General features: G+C 70.5%; 9 protein-coding genes. 5 read left to right on the top strand and 4 right to left on the bottom strand.

Annotated elements, in window-relative coordinates:
• Window positions 1-296: 296 nt before the first annotated feature.
• A complete protein-coding gene (locus tag E1292_RS46255; RefSeq protein WP_132606156.1) occupies window positions 297-1,703 on the top strand; it encodes a dihydrolipoyl dehydrogenase family protein in 1,407 nt (468 codons plus the stop codon).
• A 49-nt stretch (window positions 1,704-1,752) separates the two neighbouring features.
• Here E1292_RS46255 and E1292_RS46260 read toward each other — a convergent pair whose 3' ends face one another.
• The 3 genes from E1292_RS46260 to E1292_RS46270 all read right to left on the bottom strand — a co-directional run bounded on the left by E1292_RS46260 (window position 1,753) and on the right by E1292_RS46270 (window position 4,469).
• Window positions 1,753-2,190 carry an STAS domain-containing protein gene (locus E1292_RS46260; protein WP_132606157.1) on the bottom strand — a complete coding sequence of 146 codons (438 nt, stop codon included), beginning with the start codon at window positions 2,188-2,190 and terminating at the stop codon, window positions 1,753-1,755.
• Window positions 2,191-2,253: 63 nt separating this feature from the next.
• Window positions 2,254-3,261: a hypothetical protein gene (locus E1292_RS46265; RefSeq protein WP_132606158.1), complete on the bottom strand. Its 1,008-nt coding sequence runs from the start codon at window positions 3,259-3,261 to the stop codon at window positions 2,254-2,256.
• Entirely contained in the window at window positions 3,258-4,469 is a 1,212-nt protein-coding gene (locus tag E1292_RS46270) for a hypothetical protein (protein ID WP_132606159.1), read from the bottom strand. Before E1292_RS46270 ends, E1292_RS46265 begins: the two co-directional genes overlap by 4 nt.
• 352 nt (window positions 4,470-4,821) lie before the next feature.
• Here E1292_RS46270 and E1292_RS46275 point away from each other — a divergent pair, with 352 nt between their 5' ends.
• The 3 genes from E1292_RS46275 to E1292_RS46285 all read left to right on the top strand — a co-directional run bounded on the left by E1292_RS46275 (window position 4,822) and on the right by E1292_RS46285 (window position 9,350).
• Window positions 4,822-6,933 (top strand): transglycosylase domain-containing protein, encoded by a 2,112-nt coding sequence (locus E1292_RS46275; protein ID WP_342775779.1) that lies wholly within the window; start codon window positions 4,822-4,824, stop codon window positions 6,931-6,933.
• Between the two features lie 214 nt (window positions 6,934-7,147).
• Complete coding sequence (locus E1292_RS46280) at window positions 7,148-8,119, top strand: LacI family DNA-binding transcriptional regulator (protein ID WP_132606161.1); 972 nt, start codon at window positions 7,148-7,150, stop codon at window positions 8,117-8,119.
• 10 nt (window positions 8,120-8,129) lie between these two features.
• Entirely contained in the window at window positions 8,130-9,350 is a 1,221-nt protein-coding gene (locus tag E1292_RS46285) for a serine/threonine-protein kinase (RefSeq protein WP_132606162.1), read from the top strand.
• A gap of 97 nt (window positions 9,351-9,447) precedes the next feature.
• Here E1292_RS46285 and E1292_RS46290 read toward each other — a convergent pair whose 3' ends face one another.
• Entirely contained in the window at window positions 9,448-10,818 is a 1,371-nt protein-coding gene (locus tag E1292_RS46290) for a glycoside hydrolase family 12 protein (protein WP_132606163.1), read from the bottom strand.
• A gap of 265 nt (window positions 10,819-11,083) precedes the next feature.
• Here E1292_RS46290 and E1292_RS46295 point away from each other — a divergent pair.
• Window positions 11,084-11,779: lytic polysaccharide monooxygenase auxiliary activity family 9 protein (locus E1292_RS46295; RefSeq protein WP_132606164.1), on the top strand; the 696-nt coding region annotated here is incomplete at its 3' end.

Here is an 11,779-nt window from a genome sequence, read left to right on the forward strand (position 1 = left end):
GGTGGTGGGGATGGCCGCCTGGGCGGGGGTGGCCACGAAGATCGTGCCGGCGCCCAGCCCGAGCGTGAGCGCGGTCGCGAGCAGGACCCGCCGTAATTCCTGAGCCATGGGAAAGCCTCCTGACGTGCTCCCGCGGTTCCTCCGCGGCTGCTTCCAGGCTCTCGGCCGGCGGTTGGACCACCATGAGCACGAGATGAAAGGGCTCTCACCCGGCGACGGGCCGGGAGGTTCCCGGTAAAAGGCGCACGGGCGTGAAAGAGTTTTCCTCACGTCCGGACGAGTGCTTGGGAGGCAAGGTGGCTGACGAGTTCGACGTCGTCGTGATCGGCGCCGGTCCCGCCGGTGAGAACGTCGTGGACCGGGCCGTGCGCGGCGGTCTGACGGCCGCGATCGTCGAGGAGCGACTGGCGGGCGGCGAGTGCTCCTACTGGGCGTGCGTGCCGAGCAAGGCGCTGCTGCGGCCGATCGATCTGGCGGGCGAGGTGGCGCGGGTGCCCGGCCTGGAGGTCGCGCCCATTGACGTGGCGGCGGTGCTGGCCCGTCGTGACGAGGCCGTCGGCGCTTTCGACGACTCGGGCCAGGTGGAGTGGATCGAGAGCGTCCCGGCCGAGTTCGTCCGCGGGCGGGGCAGGCTCGACGGTCCCAGGCGGGTGCGCGTCACCTCGGCGGACGGCGGGGAGCGGGTGCTGACGGCCCGCCAGGCCGTCGTCGTGGCGACGGGCAGCACGGCGGCCGTGCCTCCCGTGCCGGGGCTGGCCGAGGCGAATGCGTGGACCAGCCACGAGGTGACCGCGACCAGCGTGGTCCCTGAGCGGCTCGTGGTGCTCGGCGGCGGGGTCGTGGCCTGCGAGATGGCGCAGGCCATGCACGGCCTGGGCGCGCGGCAGACCACCGTGCTGGTGCGCGGCGACGGGCTGCTGAGCAGGATGGAGCCGTTCGCCGGCGAGCTGCTCGCCCAGTCGTTCGCGGACGCGGGGATCGCCGTGCGCACCGGCACCCAGGTCAGCCGGGTCGAGCGGCCGGAGCCGGGCGGGAAGGTGACGGTGCACCTGCCCGAGGGGCCCGTGCTGGAGGCGGACGAGCTGCTGGTGGCCACGGGACGCCGGCCCGCCGTCCGCGATGTGGGGCTCGGCACGGTGGGCCTGCCCGACAACGTCCCGATCGAGGTCGACGACAGCATGCGGGCGACCGGGGTCTCCGACGGCTGGCTGTACGCCGTGGGCGACGTCAACGGGCGCTCGCTGCTCACGCACATGGGCAAGTACCAGGCCAGGATCTGCGGCGACGTGATCGCCGCGCGGGCCCGCGGTGACGAGTCGCCCGCGCTGCGCGACCTGGCCGACGGTTACGGCGCGCCGCAGGTGGTGTTCACCGATCCGCAGATCTGCGCGGTCGGCCGCACCGAGGCCGTGGCCCGCGCGGACGGCTTCCGGGTGCGCGTCGTCGACTACGACATGGGCGCGGTCACCGGGGCCTACCTCATGGGCGACGGCTACCGCGGCCGGGCCAGGGCCGTCGTCGACGAGGACAGGCAAGTGCTGCTCGGCGTCACGTTCGCCGGGCCGGGGACGGCCGACCTGCTGCATTCCGCCACGATCGCCGTCACCGCCGAGGTGCCGCTCGACCGCCTCTGGCACGCCGTGCCGTCCTTTCCGACGGTCAGCGAGGTGTGGCTGCGGCTCCTGGAGGCGTACGGGCTCTGATCCACGACGCATGAGGCGGGTTCCGCCGTACGCGCGGACCCCGTCGCACTCAGCCGCGATCACCTCGCCCGCTGCCTCTCGTGATCACGCGCGGCGGAGACCGCCCCGACGACCCGTCCTCGGCTTGTACCATCAGCTCCGCCACGACCTGCTCGACGCTGTCGGCCAGTTCCACGTGCGACAGCAGGTCCGTCAGCCGCAGCACCGACAGCAGGTGATGGTCCGGCTGGACGAGGATGATCCGGCCGCCGCCGCGCTCCTCCTCCATCCGCTGCATGGCCATCGCGAGCACGCCGATGACCGACGAGTCGTAGAAGTCCAGGTCGTGCAGGTCGAACACGAGCACGGGTCCCTGCGACCAGTCCCACACGGACGTGATGCAGGCACTGAACCTGACCCTGCCCTCGTGGTCGAGCTCACCGCTGGCGCGTATGACCGTGCAGTGCACGTATCGTGTGGCTTCGATTCGCAATCCGCGCTCGGTCATCCATACAGACTGCCCTCAGCGCGGCGTTTTCACGGATGATCTCGCATTTTCCCATTGGTCCGTTTAGTGCGAGGTGCCCGACTCCAGGGTTGTCAGCACGCCGCGGCCGGAGGCGACGAAGACCAGCAGCGGGGAGGTCGTCGGGCTGGCCAGCTCCAGCTCCGTCACGTTGCCGCTGGGCCGCTGCTCGAACTCGACCGCCTCGCCGTCCCTGATGCTGAGCACCCGCTCCACCCTGGGAGCCGCCGCGCCGAGGAGCTTCTTGGTGGCGTGCCGCAGCCAGCGCAGCTCGCTGTTCACCCGCCGCCACGACGCGGGGATGAGGCTGGCCGGCTCCGCCTTGGTGCCGAGCCTCAGCGTGACGCGGCCGGTCGCGCCGAAGGTGTCCTTCAGCACGGGGTTGACGACGAACATGCCCGACCGCAGCACGCGTACGCCCTGCCGGTTGAGGTTGGCCAGCCCGCCGGCACTGATCAGCGTCGACAGCTCGCAGCGCGAGCCGTCGAGCGTGTCCGGGTCGAAGTCCACCTCCGGCGGCTCGTCCAGCACGACCTTGTCGAGGCGTATGCCTGCCACCCCGTCGGGGGCGACGCGCCCGGACACGATGCGGCGCACCTCCTCGCCGACGCCGTCACCCTCCATGATGTCGAGCGCCTCGATGCAGACGAGGCCGTCGTCGGGGATCTCCTCGGCCGCGAGGTCGAAGGCCACCTTGGCGTGCGACCGCCGGCCTTTCAGCAGGACGCACTGGCGCAGCCGCCCCTGGGAGCGGATCTGCACGAGCCGCGTGAGCGGGCCGCCTGGCGCGGGTTTCCCGGTGTGCCAGCCGCTCACCGACCGGTCGTCGGCCGACAGCGTCAGCAGCACCCGCAGCGGGCGTCCCTGCGCGGCCACCTTGAAACCGGCCAGCCCTGAGGTCTCGAATCTGCCGACGATGTGGCTGCCCCTGTGCAGCCGGTCGGTCACCTGAAGTGAGGGGACCTGCCCGCTGAGCAGGTGCACGGGTGGTATCGCGGGCAGGATCACCTGGTCGAGGTCGGTGTCGGTGTCGGATCCTGTGCTGCTGGTCATCGGATGCTCCTCTCGGGGGTGATGGTGGTGGCCAGCGCTGCCGGGTCGTGGAAGTCGAATCGGGTGAGCAGCGGCTCGCGCCGATCCCACATGCGGGCGACGGCGCGGTAGAGGGGGTCGCCGTCGCGCTCGACGTACCGGAGGTTGACGGCGAGGGCGCGCGCGTAGTCCTCCGTGCCGTGCTCCCAGTGGGGCAGGAGCTGGGTGGGGACGTCGGCGCCGCAGCGGCGCAGCCAGAGCCACAGGCGGGCGCGCTCGCGCTGCTCGGGGCCGAGGAACGACTCGCCCTTGGCGTGCCTGCCGATGGCCTCCTCCAGCAGGCCGTGGTGGTCCGCGGGCGAGCGGGCCAGGTAGGTGGCGCCGCAGGCGCTGCCCTCCGACCAGCCGGCCTGGATGACGGGGATGCCGAAGGCGGGCAGGTCGCTGTCCCTGAAGGTGACGCCCACGTCCGTGACGCTCCACAGGATGTTGGTGGACAGGGCGCCGGTCACGCATTTCATCCGGGAGTGGCCGTTCGCGACGGGGTCGAGGAACAGCCAGTTCGCGGACTCGTCGGACGCGGCGAACTCCGCCGTCGCGTCGTACAGCTCGGTGTCCTGGCCCGGGGTGTGGCCGAACACGGCGATCGTCGGCCGGTCGGCGTCGATGCCCAGGCGGGCGCAGCCGTAGTAGCGGAGCTGGCGGCGCTCGGTGTCCGTACGGAGCTGGTATCCGCTCTTCGCCCGCCAGGCGACCCGCTCCGCCCCGGGCCTGATCGTTCTCCTGTGCGGCCACACGTGCCGCTCGAAGAACGCGCCGACCCTGGCGGGCAGCTCGTCGAAGAAGGAGCACGGGCCCTGGTCGGGGAATATCGTGTACGCCTTCAGCGAGCCGGTGCCGTGGACGTGCACGACCGGGATCTCCCTGGGCACCGCGCGGTCCGCCCGGCTGGTGACGAGCGCGACGGGCGGCAGCTCCGGCTGGACGTCGCCGGCGGCGCCGAATCCCTCCGCGAGGCGCCGCCAATCGGGGTCGGCCAGCACGACCAGCCGCGCCGAGATCAGGTCGCACACGGCCCTGGCGACCAGCAGCGTGCGCGTCACGACCCTGATGTCGTCGTCGTACGCCTCCGCCACGACGCAGCCGTCACCGCCGGGAATGTCGCCCCAATATGACCTGGCGGCCGAGAGCAGACGGTCGAAGTCCGCGCCATGTCCGACACCACGCATAAGACCCCTCCACCAAGGCCAGCAGGAAACGCCCTGGCCGACGTTGCCAGACGGGTGGCCGGGGACCCGCCAGGCAACACGCTTCTTTGCCCTCGGCTGGTGGAAATCGGCCGATCGCGAGGAGAAAGATCGCCACAGCCCGCACAGGGGCCCCATGCAGCACGAACGTCAGATATGCCTACAGACACGGGAAAACCGGCCGCTCCGCGCGAACAAACTCCTGTCCCACGGGGTCCAAGTTTTTACATAGAACACGTCATGGCTGGGTTTAGGATGCACCCGAATGCCAAGAGGGGGAGGTATTACCAGCATGTCCCGTATGTCGAGTATCGCGCGCCTAACGGGTGCGGCGGTGGCTGCAGGTGTGGTGACCGCGGCCATCGCGCTGCCCGCGGTCGGAGGCACGGGAGCGATGTTCGTCTCGGCATCGGAGGAGCTCGGCATCAAACCTGAGCAGCTCAAGGAACCCCCGCTCGCGGAGAAGACGACGGTGCTCGACGCCAAGGGCAACCAGATTGCGCAGTTCTACGAGGAATACCGCGAGAACGTCAAGCTGGCCGACGTGGCCGAGATCATGAAGACGGCCATCATCTCGATCGAGGACTACCGCTTCTACGAGCACGGCGCGATCGACATCGAGGGCACCATGCGCGCCCTCGCCAAGAACCTCAGCTCGGGCGGCATCGCCCAGGGCGGCTCGTCCATCACCCAGCAGTACGTCAAGCAGGTGCTGCTCAACTCGGCGACCACTGAGAAGGAGAAGAACGCGGCGCTCGAGGCCAGCTACGCGCGCAAGCTCAGGGAGCTGCGCTACGCGATGGCGGTCGAGGCGAAGTACACCAAGAGCGAGATCCTCGAGAAATACCTCAACATCGCCTACTTCGGGGCCAGCGCCTACGGCGTCGAGGCGGCGGCCAAGCGTTTCTTCGGGGTCAGCGCGGCGGAGCTGAATTTGGTGCAGTCCGCGACCCTGGCCGGCGCCGTGCAGGACCCCAACATGACCGACCCCAACCTGAGCAGGGAGCACCGGGCGAGGCTCCTGCACCGGCGCAACGTGGTGCTCGACCGGATGGCCGAGCTGGGCAAAATAACGCCCGCGCAGGCCAAGGAGGCCAAGGCCCAGAAGCTCGGCTATAAGGGCACGCCGCTGCCCGGCAACTGTGGGGCCAGCACATACCCGTACTTCTGCATGTACGTGCGCAACGAGATCCTCAGCAACAAGGTTTTCGGCGCGAACAAGACGGCCAGGGACCAGTTCCTCAACCGGGGCGGCCTGACGATCCAGACGACGCTCGACCCGAAGATGCAGAAGGCCGCCGAGCGGGCCATCAAGAAGCACGTGTACGCGTCGGACAAGGCGGTCGCCTCCGAAGCCCTGGTGGAGCCGGGCACGGGCGCGATCAAGGCCATGGCCGCCAGCCGCAAGTACGGCGACAACAAGCGCAAGAACGAGATGTCGTACAACGTGGTCGCCGACGCGGTGCACGGCGGCGGCGTCGGCTTCCAGGCGGGCTCGACGTTCAAGGTCTTCACGCTGCTCACCGCGCTCAAGGAGGGCATGAAGATCCACGATGGGGTCTCCACCGGCAACGGTTACCGCGCGCCCTACTACTCCTCGTTCAAGAACTGCAAGGGCGAGAGCATCGGCGACCCCTCCCACACCGTCACCAACGCCGAGGGAGGGAGCGGCGGCTTCAAGTCGCTGGCCACCGGCACCTGGGGTTCGGTGAACACCTTCTTCGTCGCGCTGGAGCAGAAGGTCGGGCTGTGCGACACGGTCAAGACGGCCAAGTCGCTGGGCATCAAGCGCTCCGACGGGCTGCCGCTGACGGAGTTCGAGACGTTCACGCTCGGCACCAACGAGATGGACCCGGTGACCGTGGCCACCGCCTACGCCGCGATCGGCGCCCGGGGCAAGTACTGCAAGCCCATGGCCATCAGCAAGATCACTGACCGTTACGGCAAGGTGAAGACGTACAAGCCCGAGTGCAAGCAGGCGTTCGATCCCGAGGTCGCGGACGCCGCTTCGTACATCCTGGAGGGGGTCTTCACCAAGGGCACGATGCGCGGCGTCGGCGGCATCGGCCGGCCCGCGGGCGGCAAGACCGGCACCACGGACGACCAGGCCGCCGCCTGGTTCGCCGGGTTCACCCCGGACCTGGCGGGGGCGGTCAGCATCGGCGACACGCGCGGTGCGCAGAATCACAAGCTCAACGGCGTCACCATCGGCGGCCGCTACTACAGCTCGGTCTTCGGCGCCTCGATCCCGGGGCCGATCTGGAAGGACACCATGATCTCGGCGCTGAAGGGCGTGCCGGAGGCCGACTTCCACCCGATCAACACCTCCCGCTTCGGCGGCTGCGGCTCGAGCTGCCAGCCCGCGCAGCCCGACCGGTCGGAGCCGGACGATGACGAGGCGGAGGCCGATCCGGAGCTGGAGGACTCGGACGTCGGCCTGGGGTGACCAAAAAGGGAAAGCCGGATATGCGTAACCGGGCCGACGGAAATGGCACCATCCACCGGCGGCCCGGAAACCTGTGACGACGACCGGCATCCCTAGCTGAGCGAATTCGGAGTGCGTCCGTACAGCAGGACGCACTCCTTGCAAAGGCCCTATTAACAACGGCGAAACATTGGTAACGTGGGAGCGCTCCCAGGATCTTTCCGCGAGGTGCTCCATGACCGAGCAGCCCACACTGGCACAGGTGGCGGCCGCTGCAGGGGTTTCCCCCGCGACCGCATCACGAGTCCTCACCGGCTCGGTGCGGGTCAGTACCTCGACCCGCCGCCAAGTCTACGACGCCGTCTCCCGAATGGGCTACGTACGGCAACGCGCACCACGGGGAACGGCCGCGAAAACCATGGCCGACGGCGTCACAGCGGTGATCTGTGACCACCTTCCCCGCCTCTTCTCCGAGCCCTACTACGCCAGGCTGTTGTCCGCGGCCGGCAGCGTGATCGCCGAACACGGCACCCATCTCATGGTGACCACCGTCACCCCCACCTCGTCCACGCTGCCCGCCCTGTCCGGCGCGGTGCTCATCGTGGGCGCGAGAGAGCGCCACCCGCTGGCGATCAAGTTATCCACCGCGGGCATCCCGGTCCGCAACATCGGCCGCCCACCGCACGACCTGAAACTCCCCTACGTCGACGTCGACAACCTCGACGGCGGCCGCCAGGCGGCGGAGCACTTCCTGCTGACCGGCCGCCGCAACGTCGCCGCCATCGGCGGGCCGCCCTCGTTGCCCGCCGCGCGCGACCGGCTGGACGGCCTGGTGCGCACCCTGCAGGTGGCGGGCGCACCGGACGTGCCCGTGGCCTACGGTGACTTCACCGCCGCGTCCGGCACCCACGCCATGCAGTGGCTGTTACGCCACGCCCCGGGCCTCGACGCCGTCTTCGTGGCCTCCGACCTGATGGCGGCGGGCGCCATCCAGGCGCTGCGCAGGGCCGGGCGCAAGGTGCCGACCGACGTGGCGGTGATCGGATTCGACGACGCCCCGGTCGCCAGGCACACCGTCCCCACGCTGACCACCGTCCGCCAGCCCGTCGAGGAGCTCGCCACGGTCGCCACCCGGCTGCTCCTGACGGGGGCCGCGGGCATCGACCCCGTTCTCCCCACAGAACTGGTCGTCCGTGAGTCGGCTTGAGCCTGGGGATGTGCTGGCCCGCCGGTATCTGCTGCTGGATCCGCTGGCCCGCGGGGGCATGTCGGTCATCTGGCGTGCCTTCGACCAGTCCCTGCACCGGATGGTCGCGGTCAAGGTGCTCACCTCGTCGCTCCACGCCGACCACGGCGAGCGCGTCAGCGTACGCAGCGAGGCACGCGCGGCGGCCAGGTTCATCCACCCCGACTCCATCGAGATCTACGACTACGGCGAGACCGTCACCACGAGCGGGGGCGTCGCGGCCTTCGTGGTGATGCCGCTGCTCGACGGCACGCCGCTGGCCGAGCGCGTCGAGCAGGGCCCGCTGCCGTGGACCGAGGCCGCGGCGATCGCGCTGCGGCTGGCCAGGGTCCTGATGGCCGGGCACGCCCGCGGCCTGGTCCACAGGGACGTCACGGCCGAGAACGTGCTGCTCACCGCCGGCGGCCCGAAGTTGCTCGACTTCGGCATCGCGGCCTGGGCCGGCGACCCCGACGACGACCGCGGCACCCCGCCCTACGTCGCCCCCGAGCGGCTGCACGGCGCGCCCACCCATCCCGCGGTCGACGTGTACGCCCTGGGCGTGCTGCTGCACACCATGCTCACCGGGCGTACCCCGTACCCGGAGACGACGTGGGAGGAGATCGAGGCGGCCCGGAGGACGGCGCCGCCTCCCCGGGTGCCCGGCGTGCCCTACGCCGTCGCCACGTTGTGCCAGCGCTGCCTGGCGCACCGGCCGGAGGACCGGCCGGGGGCGGCGGAGATCGTCTCGGCGCTGACCGCTGCCCTGGGCGCGGCCACCCTGGGCCGGCATGTCAGGCGCGTGCTCACGGTCGCGGGTTCCGCGACGGTCGCGCTGTCGGTCCTGCTCTGGTTCCAGCAGTCGGGACCCCAGGTGCGGGAGCAGACCGCGCAGCCGCGGCCGTCCCCCGTGTCACCGCTGGTCGAGAGCTCGCCGTCCACGGCGATCACCGTCGAGCAGGCGGTGGCCGGCTTCAGGACGACGCTCGAGGACAGGACGCCGTGCGGCGCGACGGACGCCGACGTCGTGCTCGACCTCAACCAGGTGCTGAACGCCCTCGTCGCGCCGCACGGCCCCGCGGCGTCGAGCGGGGCCGAGCGCCTGCGCGGCAAGCTCTCCGACCGCCTGCGGGAGGGCCGGCTGGCGCCGGCCTGCCTGAGCGAGCTGGAGGCCAGGCTCGACGACATCGAGGCCGCGCTCGGCTCGAACTGACCTGCGCGGGGACGGACATTGATGAGGGGTACGGCAGCACCAGCCGTACCCCTCCAACGCGCGGCCGCGCCCCTCGCAAAGCACGGCCGCGCGAGCCTCATGCGCAGGTGTAGCCCGCGGGCACCTGCGTGTTCCCCGACGGCCGCGACGCCTGGTAGCCGAAGCCGACCGAGGCGCCCGGCGCCAGGTCGCCGTTGTGGTCCAGGCTCCTGACCGTCACGGTGCCGCCGCTGACGGTGTGGCTGGCGTTCCACATCCCGGTGATCGTGTGGCCGGACGGCAGCGGGAAGGTGACGGTCCAGCCGTCGAGCGGGGCTGCGCCGTCGTTGGTGACGGTCACCGGCTGGACGACGTACCCGTTGTTCCAGGCGGTCTGGGTGGTGGCGGTGGCCGTGCAGCCTCCGCCGCCGCTTCCTCCCTGTTGCGTGGTGACGGTGACCGTGGCCGACTCGGGCGAGAGGTTGCCCGCGCCGTCCCTGGCCCGCACCCTGTAGCGGTAGGTGGTGGCGGGGCTCAGCCCCGTGTCGGTGTAGGACGTGGTGGTGCTGCCGCCGACCCGGGTGAAGGTGTCGCCGGTGGCCCGCAGGATGTCGTAGCCGGCCAGGCCGCTGCCGCCGGAGTCGGTCGAGGCGCCCCACGACAGGGTCGTGGCGGTCGAGGTCGTGCCGGAGGCGCTGGGGGCGCCCGGCGTGCCCGGCGGCGTGGTGTCGGTGCCGGTCGACGAGCCGAGGGAGAAGGACCCGACCGCGAGGCCGGCGCCGCCGATCCAGGGCTCGAAGCCGGCCTGCACGCTGGTCAGGTACCACGACCGCTGCGCGTGGCCGCGGCCGACCGCGTCGGCGTAGAAGGTGTCGATGGCGAAGTCGAGCGAGGTCGCGGGCGAGGTGCGCACGTACGAGATGACGTTCCAGCCGATGTTGCCGTACCAGACCTCCCATGAGCTGCCCGCGAGGGTGACGGTGGCGACGCGGGAGCCGATCGGCTGGATGTCGCCCTGCCGGTTGAGCCAGATCATGAGCTCGGCGCCGGTGTTCTGGCCGTCGGTGCGTGGCGTGGGGTCGAACCACAGGTCGTAGGAGGCGTTGTAGGTGCCCGAGCCCGGGTACGTCATGGTGACGCTGCTCCTGAGCGCACCGAAGCCGCTCGCGTCGGCCCGCATGGGCAGGCCGCTGCCGGTGGTGCAGGCGCCGTAGTGGCAGCCGGCGTAGATGGAGGGGTAGGCGGCGGGAGCCCCGCTGGTGGAGTTGTCGTGCGCCGCCTGCGTGATGGTGAAGCCGCCGCTCTGGTCGACGTCGACGCACTGCGCGGTGTCGGCGCCCCAGACGTTGTTCTGCACGATGTAGCGGCCGTTCTGGATGCTCGCGGAGCCCCACTTCTCGCAGAGCACGGGGGCGGCCTGCGCGGGCGCGGCGAACAGGCCGGTGGCGAATAACGCTCCGAGCATCAGGTGGATGTACGCGTGCCTCATGGCATGTTGCTCCCGCTTCTCTGGTGAGGAAGTGTACTGGGAGCGCTCCCAACATGCAGCCTCCCGGGACGCCCGACGTACGGCAAGCGCCTCCCGCTCCCCCAGGGCGGCGGCGGGGCGGGCCACCAGCGGAAACCATGACCAAGATCGGCTGAAAGTTTCACGACGCGTTGTCGGACCGGCCGGGCTCATGATTCAATGCGCTGGCCGGGCGGGCTGGTCATGGGCAGGTTCTCCTCTGTCGTCAGCGCAAGGGAATCCCCCCATGAGATTGTTCAAGTCGGCGGCGATCACCGCCGCCATGGTTCTGATCACGAGTGTCCTGATGGTGCCCTCACCGGCACAGGCCCACGGCGTGACGATGTTCCCCGGCAGCCGCACGTTCCTGTGCTGGCAGGACGGCCTCCGGGACAACGGCCAGATCCAGCCCTACAACCCCGCCTGCGCCGACGCGGTCGCGCAGAGCGGTACGACCCCTCTGTACAACTGGTTCGCCGTGCTGCGCTCCGACGGCGCGGGCCGCACCACCGGATTCATCCCCGACGGGCAGATCTGCAGCGGAGGCACCGGCGGGCCCTACGACTTCTCGGCCTACAACGCGGTCCGCTCCGACTGGCCGCTGACCCACTTGACCGCGGGCGCCAACATCCAGATGCGGCACAGCAACTGGGCCGAGCACCCGGGCGACTTCGACTACTACATCACCAAGAACGGCTGGAACCCGAACGGCCCGCTCAAGTGGTCCGACCTCGAGCCGTTCGGCAGCGTCACCAACCCGCCCAAGAACGGCGGCCCCGGCGGGCTCGGCTACTACTACTGGAACGCCCAGCTCCCGTCCGGCAAGAGCGGGCGGCACATCATCTTCACCCACTGGATCCGCTCGGACAGCAACGAGAACTTCTACAGCTGCTCCGACGTCGTCTTCGACGGCGGCAACGGCGAAGTGACCGGAGTCGGCCCC

The sequence above is a fragment of the Nonomuraea deserti genome (assembly GCF_004348685.1).
GTDB classification, from domain to species: domain Bacteria; phylum Actinomycetota; class Actinomycetes; order Streptosporangiales; family Streptosporangiaceae; genus Nonomuraea; species Nonomuraea deserti.

Bases quoted from the DNA above. Each gene is read 5' to 3' on its own strand.
- E1292_RS46280 (WP_132606161.1), top strand. From the start codon at position 7,148: ATGACCGAGCAGCCCACACTGGCACAGGTGGCGGCCGCTGCAGGGGTT.
- E1292_RS46265 (WP_132606158.1), bottom strand. From the start codon at position 3,261: ATGACCAGCAGCACAGGATCCGACACCGACACCGACCTCGACCAGGTG.
- E1292_RS46260 (WP_132606157.1), bottom strand. From the start codon at position 2,190: ATGACCGAGCGCGGATTGCGAATCGAAGCCACACGATACGTGCACTGC.
- E1292_RS46290 (WP_132606163.1), bottom strand. From the start codon at position 10,818: ATGAGGCACGCGTACATCCACCTGATGCTCGGAGCGTTATTCGCCACC.
- E1292_RS46270 (WP_132606159.1), bottom strand. From the start codon at position 4,469: ATGCGTGGTGTCGGACATGGCGCGGACTTCGACCGTCTGCTCTCGGCC.